This is a genomic window from Xanthobacter tagetidis, from assembly GCF_003667445.1.
Lineage (GTDB): Bacteria > Pseudomonadota > Alphaproteobacteria > Rhizobiales > Xanthobacteraceae > Xanthobacter > Xanthobacter tagetidis.
The window spans coordinates 1-25,429 of the sequence record NZ_RCTF01000018.1; the positions used below are offsets into that span (position 1 = coordinate 1).

The following is a 25,429-nucleotide window of genomic DNA, read 5'->3' on the forward strand; positions in this document are numbered from 1 at the left end:
GCCGGCCGCCGCCGAAGCCGGTGCCGTCGGCATTGGTGAGGGTGACGTTGGGATCGAGCTGCACCGGGCCGGAATTGACCGCGGCCTCGCGCACGGTCTTCGCGGCATCGAGTCCGCCGAACGCCGGCGTCTTCGCGCGGGCGCCGAAACCGCCGAGGCCGCCGAAGCGGAAGGGAAAGAGCGCCATGACGAACTCCAGGGTCCAAGCAGCCATCGACCGATCCCTTCGAAGGGACATCTCCACCGACGCTAACCATGACGCTGCGGCGCCCACATCACCCATTTGGGTTGGCGCCAAGGTGCCCGCTCGGGAATTTTCAATCCTGGGGGGCAATCGACGCGCAGGCGAGCAAGGGCGCGGCAGCGGGCCGGCCGGGGCGCACCAAGAGCGCGTTCGGCACGAAGCGCGGGACGCTCAGGATGGCGATCACCGCGATGTCCAAATTCAAGGGAACTCGGTCATTTTGACATCAAAATCATGATAGGATGATATGGGCAAGATCATTCCGGAGCCCGCCATGAACAAGAAGCTCAAATTCGGACTATTGGTTTTTCCGGGCATCACGCAATTGGATATGACGGGTCCGCTGCAGGTCTTTGCCGCTGTTCCGGGTGCCGAAGTCCATGTTCTTTGGAAGCGGATCGAGCCTGTATCCACCGACGCCATCATCACTCTTACGCCTACGATGACCCTGGCGGACTGTCCCCAGCTCGACGTGATCTGCGTGCCGGGCGGATTCGGCATCGACGATCTGCTGGGAGACGACGAGGTTCTCGACTTTCTGCGACGTCAGGCCGAGGGCGCGCGCTTCGTGACCTCGGTCTGCACGGGCGCCCTGGTGTTGGGGGCGGCCGGGCTGTTGAGGGGGTATCGCGCGACGACGCACTGGAACGCGCTCGCAGCCCTGCCGATGCTCGGGGCCGAGATTTCACATGAACGTGTCTGCATCGACCGCAACCGCATCACCGGCGGGGGCGTCACCGCCGGCATCGATCTGGGACTGACCGTCGTTGCCGAACTGGTCGGCCGGTCCGCGGCCGAGGCGATCCAGCTTTGGATCGAATACAATCCCGCACCGCCGTTTCAGGCCGGCTCGCCCGACACCGCGCCGCCCGAACTGGTCGCATCCACGCGGGCGCGCCTCGAGGAGCGCCGCAAGCGCCGGTTCGAGCGGGTGGCGGACGCCGCCGCGCGGATGCGCTGAAGCGCCGCCGGAACACCGAAGACCTTCTTCCCCAGATGTGACAGGCAGGCCCCGGAGGGGCAAATCGAACCTCTCCGAGGGCCGCTCCATCCGGAAACCGCCGACGGAACGGGACCTCTCGCCCCGCGCATCCGCCTGCCGGCACGAGGCGAAAGCCGGGAGACCTGCAATGCGTGGGCATTGCGCTCTCCGGCATGTCGGCATCCACCCCAAACGGGTGATTATCCACGAGAAGCGTGCTGCTACCGTAAGCAAGTTTTCGGAGGGCAGACCATGAATATCAAGACTTTGGCCCTGGCAGCAGCGTTTTGGATTCTGGCTGCGGCCAATGCAACGGCGTGCGTCTCAGCAAATTCGAGGCATGGCCAGTACTGGATAATCGAAAATCGGTGCCCATACGATATTACGGCAAATTATACTCTGCATAATTCGTCTGGAGGCATCGGCCGCATCCGGAGTGGGCGAAATTATCTTACAGCTCAACCTGCAAATCGGAGTTTCGATTTCAATTATTGCGAAACCGAATCGTTGCTGAGGCGCGGTTGCAGCCTGAGTCCATACTAGGCTCCAGCCCCACGGTTTGCGGCGGTCCATAGGGAAAGCCAGGGCACGCTCCGGCCAGCCCCTCGGCTGTGCCAGATCACGAAGACGAGCCCCATCAAAGGGGGGCTCTCCGCCAAATTCCATGGTCATTGAGGAAATTTGGTGGGCGCACTAGGGCTCGAACCTAGGACCCGCTGATTAAGAGTCAGCTGCTCTACCAACTGAGCTATGCGCCCGTTCCGGGTGGCCCCGGAAGGAGGCGTCCGTGTAGCAAAACGCCCCCGCCCTTACAAGAGCGGAGGCGCACTTTTTTGCCAGGGATCGTCGGCCGGGTCCGGCACGGTCAAGCAAGCGGGTCGGCCGGGCCGGCCGGACGGCGGCGCGCCCGAAGGCCGCCGCCGTGCCGTCTCACTCCTTGAAGGCCTCCTCGCGGGTCTTCTGCACCGAGGGCAGCAGCACCACCACCAGCGCGATCGCAGCGAGGATCAGCAGCGAGGCCGAGATCGGCCGGGTGAGGAACACCATGGGATCGCCGCGCGAGATCAGCATGGCGCGGCGCAGATATTCCTCGAGCATCGGGCCGATGACGAAGCCCAGCAGCATGGGCGCCGGCTCGCAGTCGAGCTTCACCAGCGCGTAGCCCAGCACGCCGAACAGCGCCATCGAATAGACGTCGAAGGCGTTGTTGTTCACCGAGTACACGCCGATGCAGCAGAACGCGATGATGGCCGGGAACAGCAGGTGGTACGGCACGGTCAGCAGGCGCACCCACATGCCGATCAGCGGCAGGTTGAGCAGCACCAGCATGGCATTGCCGACCCACATGGAGGCGATGATGCCCCAGAACAGGTCCGGCTTCTCCGTCACCACGTTCGGCCCGGGCGTGATGCCCTGGATGATGAGCGCGCCGATCATCAGCGCCATCACCGGGTTGGACGGGATGCCCAGCGTCAGCATGGGGATGAAGGAGGTCTGCGCGCCCGCATTGTTGGCGCTCTCCGGCCCGGCGACGCCGGCGATGGCGCCTTTGCCGAACTCCTTCGGGGTCTTGGAGACCTTCTTCTCGATCGAGTAGGAGGCGAACGAGGACAGCATGGCGCCGCCGCCCGGCAGGATGCCGAGCACCGAGCCGATCGCCGTGCCGCGCAGCACCGGGGCGATGCTGGCCTTGAACTCGTCCTTGGTGAGAAGGAGGCTCTTCACCTTCGCCGCCACCAGGGATCGCTGGTGCTCGTCCTCCAGGTTGCGGATGATTTCGCCGATGCCGAACATGCCCATGGCGACCGCGACGAAGTCGAAGCCGTCGGCCAGTTCCTGCATGTCGAAGGTGAAGCGCGGCGTACCGGTGTAGATGTCCTGCCCCGACAGGCCGAGCAGCAGGCCGAGCACGATCATCGCCAGCGCCTTGACGATCGAGCCGGAGGCGAGCGTCACCGAGGCGATCAGGCCGAGCACCATCAGCGAGAAGTATTCCGCCGGGCCGAACTGCAGCGCGAGGTTGGCAAGCGGGGGGGCGAACAGCGCCAAGAGGAAGGTCGCGACCGTGCCCGCAAAGAACGAGCCGAGCGCGGCGATGGCGAGCGCCGCGCCGGCGCGGCCCTTCTTGGCCATCTGGTGGCCGTCGAGCGCTGTCACCACCGAGGATGATTCGCCCGGCAGGTTGATGAGGATGGCGGTGGTGGAGCCGCCATACTGCGCGCCGTAATAGATGCCGGCGAGCATGATCAGGGCGGAGACCGGCGGCAGGCCGAAGGTGATCGGCAGCAGCATGGCGATTGTGGCCACCGGGCCGAGGCCCGGCAGCACGCCGATCAGCGTGCCGAGAAGCACGCCGATGAAGCAATAGAAGAGGTTCTGAAACGAGAGGGCGACCGAGAACCCGAGTTCGAGATTGCTGAGAAGTTCCATGGCGCGCCCCTCAGTATCCGCCGAGCCACGGACCGATGATCTGCAGCGGCAGACCGAGGCCCTTGATGAAGACCGCCCAGCAGAAGACCGTCATCACCACGGTGTTGATGATCGCCGATTGCAGGCGGAACTTCTGGCTCGCCAGCGTCGAGGCGAACACCGAGATCGCCAGGGCCGGCAGGAAGCCGAGCGGGCGCATGGCGAAGCCGAAGAAGACGATCGAGCCGATGAGGATGATGAGCGCCCGCCACGCGATGCTTGAGGGGGCTTCCCCTTGTGTGCGCAGGCCGTTCACCAGCACGATCAGGCCCAGTAGTCCCAGGGTGCCCGACAGCACCATGGGGAAGTAGCCTGGGCCCATCCGGCCCGATGTGCCGAACGGCAGTTCGAGCCCTTGCCAGGCGAAAAGCGCCGCAAGGGCGATGAAAAGAAGTCCCGAAAGGACGTCCTTGGGATTGCGCACCAAACTCATAGCCTCCCCTCAGCCACTGGTCGTTTTTGTGATCTTGGGGGCGATCCTGCCCCGTGCCCGCGACGTGACGCCGACGCGGCGACCACATGCATAAACAAAACGGCTTCCGAGCGCGAGCCCGGAAGCCGCATGACTAAGCGTCAATCTGCAAATACGCCGGCCGATTCGATGATCGGCTTCCACTGGGCGATCTGGTCTTGCAGGAACTTCTCGTGGACCGCGGGGCTGCGGCGGTCCTTCGGCTCCGGCTCGGTGCCGAGATCGGCCATGCGGGCGATCACCTTGGGATCGTCGAGCGCCGCGTCGAGCGCCTTGTTGATCTTCTCGACCACGTCCTTCGGCGTGCCCTTCGGGGCGTAGATGCCGTGCCAGACCGCGACCTCGACCGGCAGGCCGCCTTCCGTGGTGGTCGGGATGTCGGGCAGCGACTTCACGCGGTCCTTGGTGGTCACGGCATAGGGCTTCACCTTGCCGCCCTTGATCTGGCCGGTGGTGTTGGTGGTCTGGTCGCACAGGAGGTCGATCTGGCCGCCCACCAGGTCGTTCATGGCCGGGCCCGTGCCGGGATAGGGCACGGTGGTCATGGGCGTGCCGACCTTGGACATGAACAGCATGCCGCACAGATGCGAGGCCGAGCCGACGCCGGCATTGCCGTACGTGACCTTGTCCTTGTTGGCCTTCACGTAGTCGACCAGTTCCTTGTAGGTCTTCGGCTCGAAGCCGGTCTTGCCGATGATGGTCATCGGCACGGCGGTGACGAGGCCCACTTCCTCGAAGTCGCTGCCGGGCTTGTAGGGCAGCTTGCGGTAGAGGGTCGCCGACGTCGCCTGGCCGATGTGGTGGAGCAGGAGCGTGTAGCCGTCGGGCGCGGCCTTCGCCACCTGGCCCGCGCCGCGGGTGCCGCCGGCGCCGCCGACATTCTCCACCAGCACCTGCTGGCCGAGGGTGCGCGACATGCTCTCGGCGATCAGCCGGGCGACGGTATCGGTCGGGCCGCCGGCGGTGAAGGGCACCACCATGGTGATGGGCCGGCTGGGATAGGTCTGGGCGCCGGCCGCGGACGACAGTCCAACGGCGGCGGCGAGGGCGAGCGCCGCTTTGAAGATGCGCATGGTGTCCTCCTCAACTCCCCTGGGAGCGTTTTGGGCCGTTGCCGGCTACTGCCTTTGAAACGGGCGCCGTGGCGAGCGTCAAGTGTTGCGCGGTGCCGCAGGCGAAGTTTTGCAATGCAGCATTATGTGCAAAGCAGAAGAAATCGCCTTTTCTGCCACCGGGACGTGTATCGCGGCGCGAAGTTCGGCGGGTCTTCAAGGGATTGAGAGGTTTTGCCTGAATTTGCGCCATTTAGGGCGCAAAGGCGCCACAAACAAAATTTGCGACCGCCCGGCCTGGTCCGACGCCGCGCCATGGGCGGGACGGCACGGGCGGACCCGGGGGGGGCGCACGCCGCTGCCATCCTGCGGCGATGGGAACACGTCCCTGTGGATACCGCCACGGCGAAGCGCCGCGGCGGTATCCGTCGCGCCGCGGTCAGCCCGCCGCGCTCTGCGCATTCAGCGTCTGGCGCTTCATCTGCAGCTTGTTGAGGGCGGTGATGTAGGCCTGCGCCGAGGCGACCAGCGTGTCCGGGTCCGCCGCGCGGGCGGTCACGGCCTTGCCGTTCTCCTCCAGCCGCACCGACACCTCGGCCTGCGCGTCCGTGCCCTCGGTGACCGCATGGACCTGGTAGAGGTCGAGCTTCACATTGTGCGGCACCAGCGCCTTGATGGCGTTGAAGGTGGCGTCCACCGGGCCGTTGCCCTCGGCCTCCTCGGTCTTCACCTCGCCGTCCACCGACATCTTCATGGTGGCGCGCTGCGGCCCGCGCGTGCCGGCGATGACCGACAGGGAGATCAGCTTGATGCGGTCGTGGGCGGCGGCGATGCCCTGGTCCACCAGCGCCTCGATGTCCTCGTCGTAGACCACCTTCTTGCGGTCGGCGAGATCCTTGAAGCGGGCGAAGGCGTCGTTGAGGGCGTTTTCGCCCAGTTCGTAGCCCATGGTCTTGAGCTTGTCGCGGAACGCGGCGCGGCCGGAATGCTTGCCCATGACCAGCGACGTCTTGGAGACGCCGACGCTCTCCGGCGTCATGATCTCGTAGGTCTGGGTGTGCTTGAGCATGCCGTCCTGGTGGATGCCGCTCTCGTGGGCGAAGGCGTTCCGGCCGACGATGGCCTTGTTGTACTGCACCGGGAACGAGGTCACCGCCGAAACCAGCTTGGAGGCGCGGGTGAGCATGGTCGCGTCGATGCCGGTGGCGTAGGGCAGCACGTCGGCGCGGGTGTTGATCGCCATGACGATCTCCTCCAGCGCCGCATTGCCCGCGCGCTCGCCGATGCCGTTGATGGTGCACTCGATCTGCCGCGCACCGCCGGCGAGGCCGGCCAGCGAATTGGCGACCGCCATGCCCAGATCGTCGTGGCAGTGCACGGAGAATACCGCCTTGTCGGAGTTCGGCACCCGCTCGATCACGGTGCGGAACAGGCGCTCATACTCGCTCGGGGTGGTGTAGCCCACGGTGTCGGGGATGTTGATGGTGGTGGCGCCGGCCTTGATCGCGGCCTCCACGCAGCGGCACAGGAAGTCGATCTCGGTGCGGGTGCCGTCTTCGGACGACCATTCCACGTCGTCCACATGGTTGCGGGCGCGGGTGACCGAGGCGACGATCATCTCCAGAACCTGCTCGGGCTCCTTCTGGAGCTTGTACTTCATGTGCACCGGCGAGGTGGACAGGAAGGTGTGGATGCGCCCGCGGCGCGCATGCTTCACCGCCTCGGCGCAGCGGTCGATGTCGTTGAGCGCGGCGCGCGACAGGCCGGCGATGGTGGCGTTCTTGGTGCGGCGGGCGATCTCGGCCACGCTCTCGAAATCGCCGATGGAGGCGATGGGGAAGCCGGCCTCGATCACGTCCACGCCCATCTCGTCGAGGAGCGCGGCCACCTCCAGCTTCTCCTCGAAGGTCATGGAGGCGCCGGGGCACTGCTCGCCGTCGCGCAGGGTGGTGTCGAAGATGATGACCCGGTCCGCCTTGCTCGCGGGCGCGGATACGGGGGGCGTGGTGGTGTCGGTCATCGCTGCGGTCCTTCTGGCGATCCGGCGGGCCGGCCATCGTCGGGGCGGCACAGGGTGCGGATCATAAGCCGAATGGGGCGCCGGGGCTTCCCGGCGGCGGCATCAACCCCTGAGTGCCCAGGCGCAAGCCCGGCCGGCCCTCAGGGGCGGCTAAGGAGCAGAAGCGCGCGCAGAATGAGAGCGTTGCCCGGAAACCGATCGGTCCGGGGGGCAGAGGCGGCAGTCTTGGTCGTGCGGGACGACACGGGGGCGCTCTACTCTTCGCTCAAATGCTTGGAAGGCTGCTCTTACCCGAGCGGTGACCGGAGCGCAAGCGCAACGTCAGCCGCGCACGGCGTTACGATAAGCGGCGGCGAGGGCCGCGAGCGCGGCGCGCGGCCGCGCGTCCACCACCCGCGTGTGCAGCAGCACCGGAAGGCGCGGCAGGTCCGGCAGCGCGAGCCGGCGCCCCACGTCGACGGCGCCGAGCGGCAGCATGCGGGGTGCCAGAGCGGCCACGCCAAGCCCGGCCGTGACCGCCGCCGCGACCGCCGTGACGCCGCCGCCGACGAATACCTCGGTCCAGGGCACGCCGGCTTCATCGAGGAGGCGCCCGGCGAGCGCGCGCACGCCGCATGGCTCCGCCATGGTGGCGAGCGGCAGCGGCTCGCCCGCGCGCTGCTGCCAGCCCGGCGCCGCGAACCAGCCGAACTTCTCCTGCGCGAGGCATTCGCCGTCGTCGCGCCCGGCGTGCAGGCGCACGATCACCGTGTCCAGCTCGCGCCGGTCGAAGCTCTGGAGCAGGTCGCCCGACGAGCCGATGCGAATCTCGATCACCAGATGCGGGTCCTGCGCGTTCATCCGCGCGATCAGGCCTGGAAGCTCCGGGCCCGCCACGTGGTCGCTGATGCCGATGGTGAGGCGCTGGCGCGCGGTGGCGAACAGGGCCAGCGCCCGGTCATTCGCTGCGAGCAGTTCGCGGGCATGGTCGAGGAATGCTTCGCCCCGTGCGGAGAGCTGCACGTGGCGCGGGGTGCGTTCGACCAGCCGGCAGCCCAGGCGCTCCTCAAGCCGCTTGAGCTTCAGGCTGACGGCGGCCTGCGTCGTCTGCATGGCCTCGGCGGCGCGGGTGAAGCTTCCGAGTTCGGCAATGCGAACGAAGGCCTGGACCGCATCCAGGTCGAGGGCAGGGACATTCATTATGATACGTTATCATTGTTATTAGAAGTGATAGCATATCAAAATATATCAGCCGGGCCTACCGTCGATTGCGCGACCAGGGAGGCCCCAATGCCGCTCGTTCACATTGCCATGCGTTCCGGAAAGTCCGACGCCTATCGCCAGGCGATCTTCGACGGGATTTATCGCGCCATGCGCGAGACGTTCTCGGTGCCCGAGGACGACCAGTTCATGACCATCACCCTGCACGACGCCGCCGACTTCCGCTATGGCGCGTCCTATTTCGGCATCGCCCGCAGCGACGATCTGGTGCTGATCCAGATCAGCGCCATGAACACCCGGACGCTGGAGCAGAAGAAGGCCTTGTTTGCGACGATCGCAGCGCGGCTCGGCGAGAACCCCGGCCTCCGCCCGGAGGATGTGTTCGTGAACCTCATCGAGGGCGCGCGCGAGAACTGGTCGCTCGGCCATGGCCTTGCCCAATACGCCTGACGCCGGTGCGGCCACGGGCTCCATCCGGGCGATCCGGCTTAGGGGATGGCTGAGGCAGGCCGTCGCGCGGCTGCGGCGCGCCAAGGCCATCTCCGCATCGCGTGAATTTCCCGCCGGCCGCTGGTGCGACCATGTCGAGCGCGCCATCAATGCGCAGATCATCCACGGCGATCCGCGCAAGCTGTGATGTCGGCTACACTGGCCCTGGGCGGCCTCAGTTCGGCGCGCCTTCCTTGCCGGACGGGGCCTTCTCTTCAATCGCATCGGCCACCTCGGTCAAGGCGGCGGCCAGCGCCCGCAGCAGATCGGCGGGGGCGGAGACCTGGACCGCGGGGGTGGGCAGGCCCGGCTTCGGGCGGCCCACCTCCAGCCGCAGCGCGCCGACCTTGCCGTCGAAGATGGCGGTGGTGAAGGCCTGGAGCGGCCACACCTTCAGGCGCCCCGCCTCGTCCTTGTCCCAGTTCTCGAAATCCATGCCGGTTCGCGCTCCCGCTCGCGCCCGCCGTCCTCCCGGTGCCCCGGGATGTGGCGACGCGTATCTGGCATTCTGCATATCATGACTGCCCGCGCGGGCAACCGGCGCCCGGTCGCGGCGATGGGCGGGACACCTTGCCCATACCCAAGCGCCCGTTTGATCGGTCAAAAGAGGAATGGCCGCGCCCACCGGCGTCATGGCCGGGACAAGCCCGGCCCTGACTTGGCTGACGATGTCAGGAAGCTCCAGGCACCCACTTCTGCGATTTTCCAAACCGGCTCTAAGCGCCTTTCGGCACGCCGATGCGCTTGATTTCCCAGTCCAGCGTGACGCCGCTCGTCTCCTTCACGCGTCGCCGCACCTCCTCCCCGAGGCCCTCGATGTCGGCGGCCGTGGCGCCGCCGAGGTTGATGAGGAAATTCGCGTGCAGTTCCGAGACCTGCGCCTGGCCGATGGTCAATCCGCGGCAGCCGGCGGCGTCCACCAGCTTCCAGGCGCTGGTGCCAGGCGGGTTCTTGAAGGTGGAGCCGCCGGTGCGGCTCTTGATGGGCTGGGTCGCCTCGCGGCTCTCGGTGATCTTTGCCATCTCCGCGGCGATCACCTCCCCGTCTCCCGGCCGGCCCTCGAACACGGCGCGGGTGAAGATCAGGTCGTCCGGCACGGAGGAGTGCCGGTAGGAATAGCCCATGTCGGCATTGGCGAGGGTGATCTTCTCGCCGCGGCGCGTGACCGCCTCCACCGCTACCACCACGTTTCTGGTCTCGCCGCCATAGGCGCCGCCGTTCATCCGCAGCGCCCCGCCGATGCAGCCCGGAATGCCGCGCAGGAAGGAGAAGCCCGCAATGGCATGATCGGCCGCCGCGCGTGCGACCTTCACGTCCGGCACCGCCGCGCCCGCGGTGATGCGGGTGCCCTCGACCTCCACTTCGGAGAAGCCGCGCCCGAGCCGGATGACGACGCCGGGGATGCCGCCGTCGCGCACGATCAGGTTGGAGCCGAGGCCGATCACCGTCACCGGGATCTCGGCCGGCAGATGCGCCAGAGCATAAGCGAGGTCGTCCGCGTCCGCGGGCAGGAACAGGACCTCGGCCGGGCCGCCGACCCGGAACCAGGTGAGATCGGCCAGCGAGATGCCGGCCTGAAGCGTGCCGCGCAGCTGCGGCATCGCCGCCTTGAGCGTGTCGGCGAGGCCGGCGCCGGGAGCGGCGGTCCCCTGTGCATCTGCCACGATGGTCGTCCCGTGCTGGGGCCGAAATCTCCCGCCGCGCGAGGCGGCCCGTTCGGCGCGGCCTGCCTCTCCCACATGCGCGCAGCCAGGGCAAGCGCGGTGCGGGCGGCGCGTCTGCCCGCCGCCCCCGAGCGGCGCCCGGACAGGGGGTGCCGTGCAACCGTTTTCATCGCACTGCACACAGCCATCGACGATCCCGCAAACCGGCGGTATAGCTTGCTTCCAAGAGGAGCCGCCGCCCTTTGCTGTCCGTCATCATCCCCACCCAGAATTCCGAGCGCCGCCTGGTGCCCGTCCTGTCCGCCCTGGTGCAGGGCGTGACCGCCGGCGTGCTGCGCGACGTGACGCTGGTGGACAACGGATCGACCGACGGCACCGCCACCATCGCCGACGGTGCGGGCTGCGCCTTCCTGCCCTCGGTGGGCGATCTCGGCGTCCGGCTGCGCCAGGGGGCCGCGGCCTCGCGGGGGCGCTGGCTGATGTTCCTCACCGACCAGTCGTTCCTGGAGGAGGGCTGGGCGCGCGAGGTGGCGCATTTCATCGAGGCCGCGGAACGGCGGGGGCAGGCGGAGCGGATCGCCGGTACCTTCCGCCTGGCGGTGGACGGCTACGGCCTGCGCCCGCGGCTCGGCGAGGCGGTGGCCGCGGCGCGACTCGCGCTGCTCGGCCTGCCGAAGCCGGGGCAGGGGCTCATCATCTCCCACCGGCACTATGATCGGCTCGGCGGCCATCCCTCCGGGGTGAAGGCCGAGCAGCGGCTTCTGGCGCGCATCGGCCGGCGCGGCATTCACGTGCTGCGCGCCCGCGTCCTGCTGGCCGACGGGATGGGGGGCGAGCCGGGCGAGGAGGGGGCGCTTTCCACCTAAAATAAGCCCCAGTGTGGGATAAGGTCTTTGCGCTGTCGCAGCCATCGGGCTTCATCCGCCCGCGGCGAAGCGCCGAGGGAGGGGTCCATGGGGCTGGGGCATCGTCTCGTTCGCGTCGGATTTGCGGTGGTGCTGGCGCTCTCCGCGGCGGCGGCGCTGGCTCAGACCCCGCCGCCCCGGCCTCCGGCCCGGCCCGAGGCGCCCGCGCCGCTGCCGCGGCCCCAGCCGGCCCAAAGCGCCCCGGCCCCCGCGCCCGCGCCGCAGGCCCAGGCTCCGACCCGTCCGGCCTCCGCCAAGACCTTCCAGCGCGCCGAGCTGTCCACCAATGCGCGCCGCTACGAGCGCTTGCTACGCCGCGGCGCGACGCCGCCGACCCAGCCGCTCGACAGGCTGCGGCGCGACGCCGATACCGCCTACCAGCGCAACGACGCGCGTGGCGCGGCCCAGCTCTATGCCGCCGTGGTGGTGGCGAGCCCGGACGACGCGGCCTCCTGGATGCGGCTCGCCCGCGCGCTCTCGGCCATCAAGCCGACCGAGAAGGAAAGCGGCTTCACCTTCACCGAGAATGCGCTCGGCGCCGCCTACATCGCCTATCGCCGCGCCGGCACGGCGGCGCTGGAGGGCGACGCGCTCGCCTTCATCGCCCGCACCGATGCCGGTCGCGGCACCTGGCGCTCGGCCATCGACACCATGAAGCTCGCGCTCGATTTGCGCGACAATGCGAGCGACCGCGCCTTCTTGGAGAAGATGAAGGAGGAGCACGGCTTCCGCATGCTCGACTACACGGTCGAATCGGACGCCGCCGCGCCGCGCGCCTGCCTCCAGTTCTCCGAGGATCTCAAGCCCGCCACCGACTTCTCCGCCTTCGTGCAGGTGGAGGGCATGGACAAGCCCGCGGTCACCGCCGAGGAGCGGCAGATCTGCGTCGAGGGCCTCAAGCACGGCGAGCACTATGAGGTGCGCGTGCGGCCCGGCGTTCCCGCCGCCATCGGCGAGACCACCCGCAAGGGCGCCGAGCTGTCCATCTATGTGCGCGACCGGCGCCCCTCCGCCCGCTTCGGCGGCCGCAACTACGTGCTGCCCAGCATCGGCCAGAAGGGCATTCCCATCACCACCGTCAACACCAAGGCGGTGAAGGTCTCGATCCTGCGCATCGGCGACCGCGGCCTCGTGCCCACCGCGCTCGACGGCGAGTTCCGGCAGGCGATCGAGTTCTACGTGCGCGAGCGCCTGAAGGAGGGCGCGGCGATCCCGGTGTTCGACGGCATCCTGGAAGTGGACAGCCCGCTGAACGGCGAGGTGACGACCGCCATCCCCGTCACCGAGGCGCTCGGCCAACTCCAGAGCGGCGTCTATGTGATGACCGCCGCGCCGGACCCCGCGCCCACCACCGAGGACGGCGACTACGAGACCATCTCCACCCAGTGGTTCATCGTCTCCGACCTCGGCCTCACCGCCGTGTCGGCGCGCGACGGCGTGCATGTGATGGTGCGCTCGCTCGGCGGCGCCGAGCCGGTGGCGGGGGTCGAGGTGCGCCTCGTCGCCAAGTCCAACGAGGTGCTCGGCACCCGCACCACCGACGCGAACGGCCTCGCCCGCTTCGATCCCGGCCTCGCGCGCGGGCCGGCGGGTCTTGAGCCCGAAGTGGTGGTGGCGCAGACCAAGGCGGGCGACTACGCCTTCCTGTCGCTCAAGGACCAGGGCTTCGACCTCACCGACCGCGGCGTCGCCGGGCGCGAGGCGCCGGGGCCGCTCGACGCCTTCCTCGCCGCCGAGCGCGGCGTCTACCGCTCCGGCGAGAGCGTGCACCTCACCGCTCTGCTGCGCGACGCCAAAGGCAATGCGGCGCCCGGCCTTCCCATCACCCTGGTGCTCCAGCGTCCGGACGGCGTCGAGGACCGGCGCCTCGTCTCCGAGGATGCCGGCGCGGGCGGGCGCACCGTGGACCTGCCGCTGCTCAAGGGCGCCATGACCGGCACCTGGCGCATCAAGGCGTTCAGCGACCCGAAGGCGGCGCCCATCGGCGAGACCACCTTCCTGCTGGAGGACTATGTTCCCGACCGGGTGGAGTTCGAGCTCTCCACCGCCGCCACCGCGGTGCCGCGCGCCGGCTCGGTGGAGGTTCTGCTGAACGGGCGCTATCTGTTCGGCGCGCCGGCCGCGCTGCTCGACGTGGAGGCGGAGAGCGAGCTGCGCCTCGCGCCGGGCGGGCGCAAGGCCTTCCCCGGCTTCCTGTTCGGCAATTCCGAGGACGAGGTGCTGGCCGACCGCAACCCGGCCCCCGACGCCCCGCGCACCGATGCGAACGGCCGTGCCACCCTGCGCCTCGGCGCCGGCACGCTGCCGCGCACCGAGCGGCCGCTGGAGATCGAGGCCATCGTGCGCCTCGTGGAGGCGGGCGGGCGCGCGGTGCAGCGCACGCTCACCGTCCCGGTCGCCGCCGCCGGCAGTCAGATCGGCGTGAAGCCGCTGTTCGACTCCCGCGTGCGCGAGGGCGAGCCGGCGGCGTTCGAGGTGGTGGTCGCCGCTCCCGATGACAAGCCGCGCGCCGCCAGCGGGCTCACCTGGCGCCTGTCGCGCCTGGAGACGCGCTACCAGTGGTACAAGGTGGACGGCGCCTGGCAGTACGAGCCGGTGAAGATCGTCTCCCGCGTCGGCGAAGGCCGCTTCGACGTGGCGGCGGACGCTCCCGCGCGGCTCCAGCTGCCCACCGATTTCGGCCGCTACCGGCTCGACGTGACCGGGCCCGGCCTGCCGCTCACCTCGCTGCCGTTCGAGGCCGGCTTCGGCGGCGGCGCCAGCGCCGACACACCCGACCGCCTGGAACTGACGCTCGGCGCCGACGCCTATGCCGCCGGCGACACGCTGGAGGCGACGATCACCGCCCGCGCCCCCGGCGCCGCCACCGTCATGGTGATGAACGAAGGCGTGCTGGCGACCCGCACCCTGAAGCTGGAGAAGGGCGCCAACAAGGTTGCCTTCCCGGTGGAGCCCTCCTGGACCCCCGGCGCCTATGTGGTCGCCTTCTACCATCGCCCGCTCGACGTGGCCGCCGGCCGCATGCCGGGCCGCGCCATCGGCCTCGGCTGGTTCTCGGTGGACCGCGCGGCGCGCACTCTCAAGGTGGAGCTGGGCGGCCCGGCGGAAATCCGCCCGGAGACCGCGCTCGACATTCCCGTCACCGTCACCGGGCTCAAGCCCGGCGAGCAGGCTTTTGTGACACTCGCCGCGGTGGACGTGGGCATCCTCAACCTCACCGGCTACAAGCCGCCGAACCCGGACGCCGCCATCCTCGGCCAGCGCCGGCTCGCGCCCGAGATCCGCGACCTCTACGGCGCGCTGATCGACGGCATGCGCGCCAATGCCGGTCGCCTGCGCTCCGGCGGCGACGGCGGCGAGGAGCACGCGCTGGCGAGCCCGCCCACCCAGCCGCCGCTCGCTCTATTCTCCGGCCTCGTCGCGGTGGGGCCGGACGGCACGGCGCGCGTCTCGTTCGCGATCCCCGCCTTTGACGGTACGGTGCGGCTGATGGCCATCGCCTGGAGCGCCGACAGGCTCGGCCACGCCGCCCGCGACGTGCTGGTGCGCGACCAGGTGGTGCTGATGCCGACCCTGCCGCGCTTCCTCGCCAATGGCGACCGCGGCTCGATCCACCTGGACGTGACACCCATCACCGCCCCGGCGGGCGACTACCGCCTGGAGGTGACGGGCACGGGCGCGGTGGCGACCCCGGTGCCCGGCCCGACGCTGAAGCTCGCCGCCGGCGAGCGCCAGTCCGTGCGCCTGCCGGTGGAGGGCAAGACGGTGGGCGCCGGCACGGTGGCGGTGCGCCTGGTCGGCCAGGGCGTCGACATCCGCCGCACCTATGCGGTGAACGTGCGCCCGGCCTATCCCGAGATCGAGCGCCGCACGGTGCGCAATCTCGCGCCCGGCGAGAGCATCACGCTCAACGCGGCCCTCGTGCAGGACCTCGTGCCCGGCACCGGATCGGTGGCGGTCAGCGCCGCGCCGCTCTCCACCATCGACGTGCCGGCGCTGCTCTCGGCGCTCGACCGCTACCCCTATGGCTGCTCCGAGCAGATCACCAGCCGCGCGCTGCCGCTGCTCTATTTCAACGATCTGGCCCAGCTCACCGGCAAGGACACCGACCCCGGCGCCGCGGATCGCATCCGCGATGCCGTCGCCCGCGTGCTCTCGCGGCAGGGTTCGGACGGCTCGTTCGGACTGTGGGCGGCGGGCGGCAGCGACACCTGGCTCGACGCCTATGTGACCGACTTCCTCGGCCGCGCGCGGGAGAAGGGCTATGCGGTGCCGGACATCGCCTTCCGCCTCGCGCTCGACCGGCTGCGCAACGTCGTCAACCTCGCCGGCGCGCGCTTCGACGAGGCCAGCGAGGGCCTTGCCTATGCGCTCTACGTGCTGGCCCGCAATGGCCGCGCGCCGCTCGGCGATCTGCGCTATCTCGCCGATGCGCGGCTCTCCGACATTACGTCGCCGCTCTCCCAAGGCCAGGTGGGCGCGGCGCTGGCGCTGCTCGGCGACCGCACCCGCGCCGAGCGCGTGATGAAGGTGGCGCTGGACGGCCTGCCCACGGCGGCCGCCGCCCCCGAGGCCGGCCGCGCCGACTTCGGCTCGGCTTTGCGCGATGCCGCCGCGCTTGCCGTGCTGGCGCGGGAGGCGGACCTGCCGCGCCTCGCCGACGTGGCGCTGAACCGGGTCGACGTGGCGCGCACCCTCACCCTGCGCACCTCCACCCAGGAGAACGCTTGGCTGCTGCTCGCCGCCCGCTCCCTCGCCGCCAGCGCCTCCGGCATGGTGATCGAGGCGAACGGCGCCGCCCGGCGCGGCGCGTTCGGCCGCACGCTCTCGCGCCAGGACCTGGAGCAGGGGCAGCTGACGTTGCGCAATGCCGGGCCGGAGCCGGTGAAGGTGGTGGTCGCCGTCAGCGGCGCCCCGGCCCAGCCGGAGCCGCCCACCGCCCACGGCTTCACCCTGGAGCGGCGCTATTACACCCCGGACGGCAAGCCGGCCGACCCCTCCAAGGCGGTGCAGAACCAGCGCTTCGTCGTGGTTCTGAAGGCCAAGGAGGAGGACACCGTGCTCGCCGATGTGCTGCTGGTGGACTATCTGCCCGCCGGCTTCGAGATCGAGAACCCGAACCTGCTCTCGGGCGAGGCGGACGCCTTCGCGTGGCTCGGCGAGACCAGCGAGGCGGGGCATCTCGAATTCCGCGACGACCGCTTCGTCGCCTCCGTCACCCGGCAGGAGGACGATGCGCCGTTCGTCGTCGCCTACATGGTGCGGGCGGTGGCGCCGGGGCGCTATGCCCACCCCCCGGCGATGATCGAGGACATGTACCGGCCCGACCGCTTCGCCCGCACCGCCGCAGGCACCCTGGAGGTCGCGCCCGCCCGATGAGCGAGGACCTCCCGGCAGCGGACCCGGCCGCGACCGGAGTGGGCCGGGACATGCCCCGCTCCGGTCCCCATCCGCGGCGCGCGGTGCGCGCGGCCGGCTGGGCGGCGATCGCCGCCGCCTTCCTCGCGGGCGGCGCCTATGCGGGCCTCGCCGGGCTCGGGCATGGCGGCGCGCGATTTGGCGGGCTGCCGGCGGATCCGGAGGTCTCGCGCGAGGTGGTGGACCGCTTCGGCGCGCTGCTGCGTCCGTTCGCGCTGAAAGACGGGCGCTGGCGCCTCGATGCGCGGGCCGAGGACGTGGATCCGCGCTTCCTCGCCATGCTGTTCGCCTATGAGGACAGGCGCTTCCGCGCGCATGGCGGGGTCGATCCGCTGGCGCTCGGGCGCGCCGCGTTCCAGGGCCTCGGCGCGCGCCGCGTGGTCTCAGGCGGTTCCACCCTCACCATGCAGGTGGCGCGCCTCACCGATCCGCCGCAGCCGCGCACGCTCAAGGCCAAGCTGCGCCAGATGGCGCGCGCGCTCGCCATCGAGCGCCACCGCACCAAGGACGAGATCCTCTCCCTCTATCTCACGCTCGCCCCGTATGGCGGCAACATCGAGGGGGTGAGGGCCGCCGCGCTCACCTATTTCGGCAAGGAACCGCGCCGGCTCACTTTGGGCGAGGCAGCACTGCTGGTGGCGCTGCCCCAGTCGCCCGAGGCGCGCCGGCCGGACCGCAACCCCGACGCCGCCCGCGCCGCTCGCGACCGGGTGCTGGACCGCCTGCTCGCCCAAGGCGCGCTGAAGGCCGACGAGGTGCGCCTCGCCAAGATCGAGCCGGTGCCGCGCGCCCGCCTTCCGCTGCCGCAGCGGGCGCCGCACCTCGCCGAGCAGATGGCGGCGGAGCGCCCCGCCGTGCGACGCCATGCGCTGACCCTGGAGCGCGATCTCCAGGCGCGCCTGGAGGACCTCGTCAAGGAGCGCACGGCGGCGCTCGGGCGCGGGGTCTCGGCCGCGCTTCTCGTGGTGGACAATGCCAGCGCCGAGGTGCGCGCCTATGTGGGTGGGGCCGATTTCTCCGATGCCAGCCGCGCCGGCGCGGTGGACCTCGCCCGCGCGGTGCGTTCGCCGGGCTCGACGCTGAAGCCGTTCATCTATGCGCTCGCCTTCGATGACGGCATCGCCCACCCGCAGACGCTGATCGAGGACGCCCCCGCGCGTTTCGGCGCCTGGCGGCCGGAGAATTTCGACCTCACATATCAGGGCGTCCTGCCGGTGAGGAAGGCGCTGCAACTGTCGCTGAACGTGCCGGCGGTGCGCCTCCTGGAGGCGGTGGGGCCGCAGCGCCTCGCCACCCGCATCAAGGAGGCCGGCGCGCGGCTGGAACTGCCCGAGGGCGCCGCGCCGAGCCTGCCCATGGGGCTCGGGGGCGTCGGCATCCGCCTCACCGACCTCGCCATGCTCTATTCCGCGCTGGCGCGGGGCGGGCAGGCGCTGCCCTTGAAGCTGCGGGCGGAGGGCGCGTTCGCCGGTCCCGCCCGGCCGCCGCGGGCGCTGGTGGGGGAGGTGGCGGCCTGGTACGTGGCGACGAGCCTCCTGGGCACGCCGGCCCCGGACAATGCGCTCGGTGGGCGCATCGCCTTCAAGACCGGCACCTCCTACGGCTATCGCGACGCCTGGGCGGTGGGGTTCGACGGGCGGCGCACGGTGGCGGTGTGGGTGGGGCGGCCCGATGGGCGCCCGGTGGCCGACCTCACCGGCCGCAATGCCGCGGCCCCGCTTCTGTTCGACGCCTTCGCCCGCATCGTGCGCACGCCGGCCCCGCTGGGGGCGCCGCCGCAGGGGGCGCTGATGGCGGTGAACGCCCGCCTGCCGCCGCCGCAGCGGCGGTTCGGTGCCGATGGCGCCGCCGACCGCTTCGCCGTGATCTATCCGCCGAACGGCGCGCGTCTGGAGGCGGCAGCCGAAGCGGACGGCGCGGATGAAACCGGCCTCGTCATCAAGGTGGAGGGCGGTGCGCTGCCCCTGACCGTGCTGGCGGACGGCAAGCCCGTCGCCCGTTCCGAGGACCGGCGCACGGTGTTCTGGACCCCGCCGGGCCGGGGCTTCGTGCGCCTGACCGTGATCGACGCCACCGGCCGCGCCGACAGCGTTACGGTGCGCGTGGAATAGGCCTGCGCAAAAAAAAACCGCCGCGCCGGTGAGGGCGGGCGGTCTGGAGGCCCCGGGAGGGGTCGGGAGGAAACAGTCGGGGGTGCGAGACAGCGACGCTTGTGGCGGCCGGTCCGTCGCCCCTTTGCGCCGACCGGGCTCGACAGGCGGATCGCCGGAGCCCACGCGGGCGCAGAAGCAAAACCCTCAGGTGCACGACGGACGGGACAGGCCCGCAAACTCCGTCGGTCCACCGAAACTCTGGCCGGTCGGCGACCTGCGTCGGCCGGCCCTTGAACCTGAACCCTTGAACCCTCACATCCGTTCCGTATCCCGGACCAACCGGGATTGGGATCGATGGATGAGGGCGCCGTCCGGTTCAGCGGCTGCGCGCGACGACCTGGGGAATATCCTCGCGGACGAGACCCATCTGGGCGAGCTCGGTGTTGCTCAGGCGGCTCAGATAGTCGTAGCGGTCGGCCATGCGGCGGGCCTCGGCGACGGCCGAGAAGAAGTTGGACACGGCCGCGGCGAAACGCCCGAAGAAGCCGGTATCGCGCAGGCCATTGGCAGTGATCGTGGTCATCTTTCCCTCCATTCGATGATGCGAATATAGGGCGGTTGCGTGCGCTGCAACATGGCCGATTGTGCATAGCACCAATGCGCATGCCGTATACCAGCGACCGATGCAAGCGGGTGCGAATTGGCTCTGGACCGGCGGCGGCGAATTGCGTATAGAGCGCGCCTGCCCGCGCTGGCGGGGCGCCCGCCGCCTCCGCCCCGCGCCGCCACCGCCCGCGCAGAGGCGGTCTGGTGGGGGATAGTTCAACGGTAGAACAGCGGACTCTGACTCCGTTAATCTAGGTTCGAATCCTAGTCCCCCAGCCAATCAGTTTCCTTTCCCAGAGATTTTGGCGTGCACGGTCATTCCTGCGACGGTGTCGTGGGTTAGCCGGGCGTTGGCGCGACCGCAGACCTGCTGCGGGTGGTCTTGGGCGAATCCTGGGGCGGATATCTCGGTCCGTCTGAGGCCGGACCTTTCCAATTTCCGGCCGCATCGCCGTTGGGCTTTGAGACCGAGGCCCGCGGACCCACGGGCAGGTCTCGAAGCGCGTCGTGTTGATAGGAAAGACGGCGGATTAGGCGCCGAGGATGCGCTGTTCCTGCGCGGCCCAGTCGTGGGGCAGCGCTACACTCAGGCTGGTGACCGTCAGGTCGGCAGGCCCATTGCCATCAGCGATGGCCTTGATGAGCTTCGGCGAGAGGCAGGCCAGCGCCAGGAGCCTGCGCACATTGCGATCCCCCATCCCTTCACGGGCAGCGATGTCATCGATGGTGGAGGAGCCGTCGAGCAGCTCCGCCATCCAACTCCATGCTTCTATCTCGTCGGGGTGGTGATGGAGAGGCCGAACACCTTCTCGAGGATCACAATCAGCGCGATGACCAACCCCATCTGGAGGGTCGAAGCGGCCGCAACGATGACCTGTTCGGATCCGTACTGGATCTGGCTGTAGATCTGGATTGGCAGGGTGGAGAGGCCCGGCCCGGTCAAGAACAACGTCGCGTTCACCTCGCCGAACGACACCACGAACGCGAACACCGCGCCGGCCACGATCCCCGGCTGGATGCTGGGCAGCGTCACCTTGAAGAACGCCCGCACCGGCGAGGCGCCGTGGATGATGGCTGCCTCCTCAACGCGGATGTCGAACAGATCGAGGCTCGACAGCACCGAGCGCACCACGAACGGCACGCCAAGCAGGATGTGCGCCGTCGCGATCCGGGCGAGGATCGGTGCGTGCGCCAGCTGGAAATACAGCAGCAGCGCAACGCCGAGGATGAGGCCGGGAAAGATCAGCGGCGTCAGCAGGAAGGCGTTGATCGCCCCCTTGAACGGGAAGCGCCCGCGCGCCAGCGCAATGGCGGCCAGCGTGCCGAGCACCACCGAGGCGGCGGCGGCGATCACCGCGATGACCAGGCTCCAGACGAAGCCGCTGACCATGTCGGCGGTGTTGAAGAACTCGAAATACCAGCGCAGCGAAAGCTGCTGCGGCGGAAAGGTGAGCGCGGAGGAGGGATTGAAGGACGAGATGATGATGACGATGATCGGCAGCAGGACCACCGCATAGGCGACCACGGTCGCGGCGGCCAGGGCCGCGTTGCCCCAGTCCATCGGTCGTCGCAGCGGGCGGGCCGGGGAGGGTTCTGCTTCGCGCGAAGGCGTGCTCATCGGGCCATCCCATTCGCAGGGCTGCCGAGCAGCCGGACCATCGCGCCGCAGGCGGCCGCGGTGGCCACCACCAGCACCACTGAAAGCGCGGCGGCGAGCGGCCAGTTGAAGCTGGACGTGGAATCGAAGATCAGGTTGCCGAGCAGCTTCACCTTCGGGCCGCCGAGCAGGAAGGAGATGATGTAGGTGCTCATGGCGATCGTGAAGACCATCACCGCGCCGGACACCATGCCGGCGCCGCTGAGTGGCAGCGTCACCTTCAGGAATATCTTGAACGGCCCTGCGCCGTGTGCGGCCGCAGCCTCGCGCAGCGCCGGATCGATGGTGATGAGCGTGTTGGTGATGTTGATGATCATGTACGGCAGGAGGATCGAGACGAGACCGAGCAGCACCGTGCCTTCCGTGTAGAGGAAGGCGATGGGGTAGTCGGTGGCTCCGGACGACAGGAGTACCTGGTTGACGATGCCGCGCCGTCCGAGCAGCGCGATCCATCCATAGACCCGGATCACCGTGCTCAGCAGCAGCGGGAACAGCAGCAGGATGATGAGCTTCTTGCGCGCCGCCGGCGACAGCTTGGCAAGATAGTAGGCGGCGGGATAGCCGAGCAGCAGGCAGGCCAGCGTCGTCTCCACGCTGATGCGGAAGGTGAGCCAGAGGCTGCCGAGATAGAAGCCGTCCGTGAGCACCGAGACGTAGTTCTTCAGCGTGAAGACGCCGTCGAAGAAACCGGTGTCCGACCGACCGTAGAAGCTCACCACGCAGAACGCCGCCGAAGGCAGCACGAGCAGGACGAAATAATAGAGGAAGGCGGGCGCCAGAAGCGCCTCGGCCCGCTTCCAGCGGAACGGCCGGCGGGCGGCGGGGGCGCGCTCGGCCGTGCCGGCGAGGCTGCTAGTGCGCGACAATGGCGGCGTCCTCCGGCTTGAACGCGGCGAAGACCTCCGCGCCCTCCGCGAGGGCGGTTCCGCGGCTGGGCGCGCGGGCGACCAGCAGGGCTCCGCCCCGCGTCCGCAGCACCACCCGCAGGTCGCTGCCGAGATAGAGGACGCTTTCCACCCTGGCCGGCAGGCCTTGCGCGGCGCCCGGCGCGCCGCTGAGGTCGAGCCGCTCCGGCCGGATGGCGAGGTGCACCCGCTCGTTCTCGCGCAAGATGTGATCCGCGGACGGGCGGAAGGCTTCGCCCTCCGCCACGACATGAAGTCCCTGCGGCCCCCGGGCGACCACGCCTTCGATCAGATTTGCGCTGCCGAGGAAGTCGGCGACGAAGCCGTCGGCCGGGCGCTCGTACAGGTCCTCGGCCGAGCCCTGCTGGGCAATGCGCCCGTCGCGGAAGATGGCAATGCCATCGGACATGGCGAGCGCCTCCTCCTGGTCGTGGGTGACATAGATGGTGGTGATGCCGAGCAGCTTCTGCAGCGAGCGCAATTCGCTCTGCATCTCGATGCGCAGCTTGCGGTCGAGCGCGCTCAGCGGCTCGTCCAGCAGCCACACCGCAGGGCGCGCGGCGATCGAGCGGGCGATCGCGATGCGCTGCTGCTGGCCGCCGCTCAGCTCCTTGGGATAGGCGCGCTCGCGGCCCGCCATGCGCACCATCTCCAGCGCCTCGCGCGCCTTCGCCTCGCGCGCCTTGCGGCCCATGCCGCGCATCTCGAGGCCGAAGGCGACATTGTCCAGCACCGTCTGGTGGGGAAACAGCGCATACTGCTGGAACACCATGCCGATGTCCCGCTTGTGGGGCGGCACCTCGTTCACGATGGCCGGGCCGATGCGCACCGTGCCGGCGTCCGGCCGCAGGAAGCCGGCGACGAGGCGCAGCAGCGTGGTCTTGCCCGAGCCGCTGGGACCGAGCAGCGAGAAGAACGACCCGTCCGGGACCGTGATGCTGACGCGGTCCACCGCCCAGGCGCCGGCATATTGCTTGGAGACGCCGGCTATCTCGACACTGGCCATGGCGCGCGCCCTCAGCGGCCGACAGTGCGGTTCCAGGCTTCTGTCAGCTCGGCCCGCTTGGAGTTCAGCCAGGCATAGTCGATGGCGACGAACCGCTTCTGCTCCTCCGGGGTCCAGGAGATCTTCGCCGCGCTCTCGGCGTCGATATAGTCCTTCCACTTGGTGTTGGTGGGGTGGAAGCCGAGCTTCTTGGCGTTCGCCGCCTGGAGCTGCGGATCGAGCGTGACGTTAACGTAGTCTTCGATCAGCGCCATGTTCTTGGTGTTCTGGATCGGCCCGAAGCCCCACGAGGTGAAGAAGCCGCCTTCGCTCGGCAGCACGAACTTGGTGGCGCCGCCCCAGTTCTGCACCTGGACCCATTCAGCGCGGCCAAGCCAGCCGATGGCGGCCTCCTCCTGGAACAAGCTCCGCGCATTGGCCTGGCTGTCGACGGTCCAGATCGGGTCGAGATCGGCGAGGCGCTTCAGGTTGTCGAGGCCCGCCTGGGTGTCCTTGTAGTCCTTGCCGGCCGCCAGCGCCGACAGGAGGATGACGTGGAGCCCGAAGGAGTGGACCACGGCCGGCAGCACGATCTTGCCGCGATAGTCCTTGTTCCACATGTCCGCCCAGGACGTGGGCGGGCTCTTCACCATCTTCGGATTGTAGCCCATGCCCAGGCCGTTGAAGAGGAACGACGTGTAGTTCGGGGTGATGAAGCGCGGGTCGACGTCCTTCAGGTTCGTAAGCTTGGGGGACTTGTAGTTTATTGCCTCAAGGATGCCTTCGGACTGGGCGCGGGCGAAGAAGGAATCCGCGAGGCAGATGAGGTCGTACTCGCTGCGCGGGATGCCGAGCTTCGCCTTGGCGATGCGCGCGGCATTGTCGGAGCCGGTGTCGTGGAGCACCGGTACCTTGGTGATCTCGGTGAACTTGGCGTCGATATTGGCCTTGTTCCAGGTTGCCCAATCGCCGCCGAAATCGCTCACCACGAGCTGGCTGGCTTGAGCGAAGGCATCCGTTGCCGCTGCAAACGGAGAGATCAGCCCTGCCGCTGCCGCGCCGGCTGAAAGCTTGAGGACGTGACGGCGATCGACGGTCTTCATCATGGCACGCTCCGCTCGGAAGGAAGGTCGCCGGACGCCAGTACTAGCGCCGATCATTGTTTCATATATGAAACCTGTATTTCTTATATGACTTCATCGGTGCTGGCTCTGCATGTCAAGGCGTGATTTTCAGCAAGCATTGACGCAATTTTGAGCGGGCGGTATGGCCAAACCCTGCGGTATATTCTGCCATTACTTTCAACGAAGACTTGCAATCCGATCGCCTGCGCCACAATCCAGATTGACACCCAGGTGCTCACGCAACAGTATGTTCCATATAAGAGAAAGTCATTTCATATGCGAAACAGTGAGAGCGTGAAGCGCAAGCTCGGTCCGGCCACGCCGGCCATCCTCAATGCGCTGGCAATCCTGGAATCCTTCGACGTCGAGACCCCCGCGCTCTCGCTGTCCGAGATCAGCCGCCGCCTCGGGATCGCCAAGGCCTCGGCATTCCGCAACCTCAATGCGCTGGAGCAGGGCGGGTACGTCGTCAAGGACGTGCGCGACGGCTCCTATTCGCTCGGCTCCAAGGTGCTGGACCTTGCCCGACGGTTTTCCGAGAAGGACCGTTTTCTCTCCATCGGCGGCGCGCACCTGCGCGAGCTTTCGCGCGTCACCGGCGAGACCAGCCACCTCGCCATCATGGACGGCCGGGAGATCGTCTATGTGGACGTCGCCGAGGGCTCGCACCGGGTTCGGGCGGTGGTGAGCCGCGGCGACCGGGTGCCCGGGCACTGCGTCGCCTCCGGCAAGGCCATTCTCGCCTTCTCCGACCGCCAGCGCGTCACCGAATTCCTGGCTGCCGGCCTGGCCGCCTTCACCCCCGGCACCATCACCTCGCCGGACGGACTTCTGACCGAGCTCGACCGCACCAGCCGGCGCGGCTACGCCGTCAATCTGGGGGAATGGGCGGAGGATGTCTCGGCCGTCGCCGTGCCGGTGTTCGGCCCCAACGACGCGGCAGTGGGCGCCATCGGCATCGCCGGCCCCCGCCTGCGGCTCGGCGCTAAGATGCTCGCGCACCTGTCCGAAGCCATCAAGGCCCAGGCGCGGCGCCTGTCCATGGAGCTGGGCGCGAGCCCCGGCCGTCTCGCCGAACCATCCGACTTGTCCAACGCCGCCATCCGCCGCAAGCGCGGCGCGGTCGCCGCCTGATCGCCCCGCA

The 25,429-nt window shown here is 69.1% G+C and carries 22 protein-coding genes and 2 tRNA genes; 8 read left to right on the top strand and 16 right to left on the bottom strand.

The annotated features are described in order from the left end of the window. Together D9R14_RS18100 and D9R14_RS23520 are read right to left on the bottom strand one after the other, a co-directional pair. Window positions 1-214: hypothetical protein (locus D9R14_RS18100; protein WP_147453061.1), on the bottom strand; the 214-nt coding region annotated here is incomplete at its 3' end. A 103-nt stretch (window positions 215-317) separates the two neighbouring features. Beyond that, entirely contained in the window at window positions 318-449 is a 132-nt protein-coding gene (locus D9R14_RS23520; protein ID WP_281042015.1) for a hypothetical protein, read from the bottom strand. Between the two features lie 69 nt (window positions 450-518). Here D9R14_RS23520 and D9R14_RS18105 point away from each other — a divergent pair, with 69 nt between their 5' ends. Continuing rightward, window positions 519-1,205, top strand: a complete 687-nt coding sequence (locus D9R14_RS18105) for a DJ-1/PfpI family protein (RefSeq protein ID WP_121624847.1) — start codon at window positions 519-521, stop codon at window positions 1,203-1,205. Window positions 1,206-1,908: 703 nt separating this feature from the next. On the opposite strand, the gene D9R14_RS18110 is transcribed toward D9R14_RS18105, so the two are convergent. The 6 genes from D9R14_RS18110 to D9R14_RS18135 form a co-directional block, all read right to left on the bottom strand. Next, window positions 1,909-1,984: transfer RNA gene (locus tag D9R14_RS18110), tRNA-Lys, on the bottom strand. Between the two features lie 172 nt (window positions 1,985-2,156). Then, a complete protein-coding gene (locus tag D9R14_RS18115; RefSeq protein ID WP_121624758.1) occupies window positions 2,157-3,656 on the bottom strand; it encodes a tripartite tricarboxylate transporter permease in 1,500 nt (499 codons plus the stop codon). Window positions 3,657-3,666: 10 nt separating this feature from the next. Further along, a complete protein-coding gene (locus tag D9R14_RS18120; protein ID WP_121624759.1) occupies window positions 3,667-4,128 on the bottom strand; it encodes a tripartite tricarboxylate transporter TctB family protein in 462 nt (153 codons plus the stop codon). A 140-nt stretch (window positions 4,129-4,268) separates the two neighbouring features. After that, window positions 4,269-5,240: a tripartite tricarboxylate transporter substrate-binding protein gene (locus D9R14_RS18125; protein ID WP_121624760.1), complete on the bottom strand. Its 972-nt coding sequence runs from the start codon at window positions 5,238-5,240 to the stop codon at window positions 4,269-4,271. A 418-nt stretch (window positions 5,241-5,658) separates the two neighbouring features. Further along, window positions 5,659-7,239 carry a 2-isopropylmalate synthase gene (locus D9R14_RS18130; protein ID WP_121624761.1) on the bottom strand — a complete coding sequence of 527 codons (1,581 nt, stop codon included), beginning with the start codon at window positions 7,237-7,239 and terminating at the stop codon, window positions 5,659-5,661. 321 nt (window positions 7,240-7,560) lie between these two features. Next, window positions 7,561-8,418: a LysR family transcriptional regulator gene (locus D9R14_RS18135; protein ID WP_121624762.1), complete on the bottom strand. Its 858-nt coding sequence runs from the start codon at window positions 8,416-8,418 to the stop codon at window positions 7,561-7,563. A 90-nt stretch (window positions 8,419-8,508) separates the two neighbouring features. On the opposite strand from D9R14_RS18135, the gene D9R14_RS18140 reads away from it, so the two are divergent. After that, window positions 8,509-8,889 (top strand): tautomerase family protein, encoded by a 381-nt coding sequence (locus D9R14_RS18140; protein ID WP_121624763.1) that lies wholly within the window; start codon window positions 8,509-8,511, stop codon window positions 8,887-8,889. Continuing rightward, window positions 8,873-9,076 (top strand): hypothetical protein, encoded by a 204-nt coding sequence (locus D9R14_RS18145; protein ID WP_147453062.1) that lies wholly within the window; start codon window positions 8,873-8,875, stop codon window positions 9,074-9,076. Before D9R14_RS18140 ends, D9R14_RS18145 begins: the two co-directional genes overlap by 17 nt. Window positions 9,077-9,103: 27 nt before the next feature. Here the strand turns inward: D9R14_RS18145 and D9R14_RS18150 are convergent, their stop codons facing one another. Beyond that, the gene (locus D9R14_RS18150) at window positions 9,104-9,364 is read right to left on the bottom strand and encodes a hypothetical protein (RefSeq protein WP_121624765.1); all 261 of its coding nucleotides are present in this window, start codon (window positions 9,362-9,364) and stop codon (window positions 9,104-9,106) included. A 280-nt stretch (window positions 9,365-9,644) separates the two neighbouring features. Continuing rightward, window positions 9,645-10,592 carry a UDP-N-acetylmuramate dehydrogenase gene (gene murB, locus D9R14_RS18155; RefSeq protein WP_281042016.1) on the bottom strand — a complete coding sequence of 316 codons (948 nt, stop codon included), beginning with the start codon at window positions 10,590-10,592 and terminating at the stop codon, window positions 9,645-9,647. A gap of 242 nt (window positions 10,593-10,834) precedes the next feature. Between murB and D9R14_RS18160 the strand changes: the two genes are divergently transcribed. The 3 genes from D9R14_RS18160 to pbpC all read left to right on the top strand — a co-directional run bounded on the left by D9R14_RS18160 (window position 10,835) and on the right by pbpC (window position 19,026). After that, window positions 10,835-11,458 carry a glycosyltransferase gene (locus D9R14_RS18160; RefSeq protein ID WP_121624766.1) on the top strand — a complete coding sequence of 208 codons (624 nt, stop codon included), beginning with the start codon at window positions 10,835-10,837 and terminating at the stop codon, window positions 11,456-11,458. An 87-nt stretch (window positions 11,459-11,545) separates the two neighbouring features. Then, entirely contained in the window at window positions 11,546-16,876 is a 5,331-nt protein-coding gene (locus D9R14_RS18165) for an alpha-2-macroglobulin family protein (protein WP_121624767.1), read from the top strand. Further along, complete coding sequence (gene pbpC / locus D9R14_RS18170) at window positions 16,873-19,026, top strand: penicillin-binding protein 1C (protein ID WP_245420876.1); 2,154 nt, start codon at window positions 16,873-16,875, stop codon at window positions 19,024-19,026. Before D9R14_RS18165 ends, pbpC begins: the two co-directional genes overlap by 4 nt. A gap of 358 nt (window positions 19,027-19,384) precedes the next feature. Here pbpC and D9R14_RS18175 read toward each other — a convergent pair whose 3' ends face one another. Continuing rightward, a complete protein-coding gene (locus tag D9R14_RS18175) occupies window positions 19,385-19,591 on the bottom strand; it encodes a DUF1127 domain-containing protein (RefSeq protein WP_245420877.1) in 207 nt (68 codons plus the stop codon). Between the two features lie 228 nt (window positions 19,592-19,819). On the opposite strand from D9R14_RS18175, the gene D9R14_RS18180 reads away from it, so the two are divergent. Next, window positions 19,820-19,893, top strand: a tRNA-Gln gene (locus D9R14_RS18180). Between the two features lie 251 nt (window positions 19,894-20,144). Here D9R14_RS18180 and D9R14_RS18185 read toward each other — a convergent pair. From D9R14_RS18185 to D9R14_RS18205, 5 genes are read right to left on the bottom strand one after another with little or no spacing between them, the layout of a single operon-like run. Further along, window positions 20,145-20,369 (bottom strand): hypothetical protein, encoded by a 225-nt coding sequence (locus D9R14_RS18185; RefSeq protein WP_121624768.1) that lies wholly within the window; start codon window positions 20,367-20,369, stop codon window positions 20,145-20,147. 14 nt (window positions 20,370-20,383) lie between these two features. Next, on the bottom strand, window positions 20,384-21,175 hold the full coding sequence (locus D9R14_RS18190) for an ABC transporter permease (protein WP_170168670.1): 792 nt from the start codon (window positions 21,173-21,175) through the stop codon (window positions 20,384-20,386). Window positions 21,176-21,228: 53 nt separating this feature from the next. Further along, complete coding sequence (locus D9R14_RS18195; protein WP_121624770.1) at window positions 21,229-22,137, bottom strand: ABC transporter permease; 909 nt, start codon at window positions 22,135-22,137, stop codon at window positions 21,229-21,231. Further along, window positions 22,124-23,182, bottom strand: a complete 1,059-nt coding sequence (locus D9R14_RS18200) for an ABC transporter ATP-binding protein (protein ID WP_121624771.1) — start codon at window positions 23,180-23,182, stop codon at window positions 22,124-22,126. The genes D9R14_RS18195 and D9R14_RS18200 overlap by 14 nt, the downstream gene beginning before the upstream one ends. 11 nt (window positions 23,183-23,193) lie before the next feature. Next, complete coding sequence (locus tag D9R14_RS18205; RefSeq protein WP_170168671.1) at window positions 23,194-24,267, bottom strand: ABC transporter substrate-binding protein; 1,074 nt, start codon at window positions 24,265-24,267, stop codon at window positions 23,194-23,196. 294 nt (window positions 24,268-24,561) lie between these two features. On the opposite strand from D9R14_RS18205, the gene D9R14_RS18210 reads away from it, so the two are divergent. Beyond that, window positions 24,562-25,419, top strand: a complete 858-nt coding sequence (locus D9R14_RS18210; RefSeq protein ID WP_121624773.1) for an IclR family transcriptional regulator — start codon at window positions 24,562-24,564, stop codon at window positions 25,417-25,419. The last annotated feature ends 10 nt before the right edge of the window (window positions 25,420-25,429 follow it).

Bases quoted from the DNA above. Each gene is read 5' to 3' on its own strand.
- D9R14_RS18105 (WP_121624847.1), top strand. From the start codon at position 519: ATGAACAAGAAGCTCAAATTCGGACTATTGGTTTTTCCGGGCATCACG.
- D9R14_RS18115 (WP_121624758.1), bottom strand. From the start codon at position 3,656: ATGGAACTTCTCAGCAATCTCGAACTCGGGTTCTCGGTCGCCCTCTCG.
- D9R14_RS18120 (WP_121624759.1), bottom strand. From the start codon at position 4,128: ATGAGTTTGGTGCGCAATCCCAAGGACGTCCTTTCGGGACTTCTTTTC.
- D9R14_RS18125 (WP_121624760.1), bottom strand. From the start codon at position 5,240: ATGCGCATCTTCAAAGCGGCGCTCGCCCTCGCCGCCGCCGTTGGACTG.
- D9R14_RS18130 (WP_121624761.1), bottom strand. From the start codon at position 7,239: ATGACCGACACCACCACGCCCCCCGTATCCGCGCCCGCGAGCAAGGCG.
- D9R14_RS18135 (WP_121624762.1), bottom strand. From the start codon at position 8,418: ATGAATGTCCCTGCCCTCGACCTGGATGCGGTCCAGGCCTTCGTTCGC.
- D9R14_RS18140 (WP_121624763.1), top strand. From the start codon at position 8,509: ATGCCGCTCGTTCACATTGCCATGCGTTCCGGAAAGTCCGACGCCTAT.
- D9R14_RS18150 (WP_121624765.1), bottom strand. From the start codon at position 9,364: ATGGATTTCGAGAACTGGGACAAGGACGAGGCGGGGCGCCTGAAGGTG.
- D9R14_RS18165 (WP_121624767.1), top strand. From the start codon at position 11,546: ATGGGGCTGGGGCATCGTCTCGTTCGCGTCGGATTTGCGGTGGTGCTG.
- pbpC (WP_245420876.1), top strand. From the start codon at position 16,873: ATGAGCGAGGACCTCCCGGCAGCGGACCCGGCCGCGACCGGAGTGGGC.
- D9R14_RS18175 (WP_245420877.1), bottom strand. From the start codon at position 19,591: ATGACCACGATCACTGCCAATGGCCTGCGCGATACCGGCTTCTTCGGG.
- D9R14_RS18185 (WP_121624768.1), bottom strand. From the start codon at position 20,369: ATGGCGGAGCTGCTCGACGGCTCCTCCACCATCGATGACATCGCTGCC.
- D9R14_RS18190 (WP_170168670.1), bottom strand. From the start codon at position 21,175: ATGGACTGGGGCAACGCGGCCCTGGCCGCCGCGACCGTGGTCGCCTAT.
- D9R14_RS18200 (WP_121624771.1), bottom strand. From the start codon at position 23,182: ATGGCCAGTGTCGAGATAGCCGGCGTCTCCAAGCAATATGCCGGCGCC.
- D9R14_RS18205 (WP_170168671.1), bottom strand. From the start codon at position 24,267: ATGATGAAGACCGTCGATCGCCGTCACGTCCTCAAGCTTTCAGCCGGC.
- D9R14_RS18210 (WP_121624773.1), top strand. From the start codon at position 24,562: ATGCGAAACAGTGAGAGCGTGAAGCGCAAGCTCGGTCCGGCCACGCCG.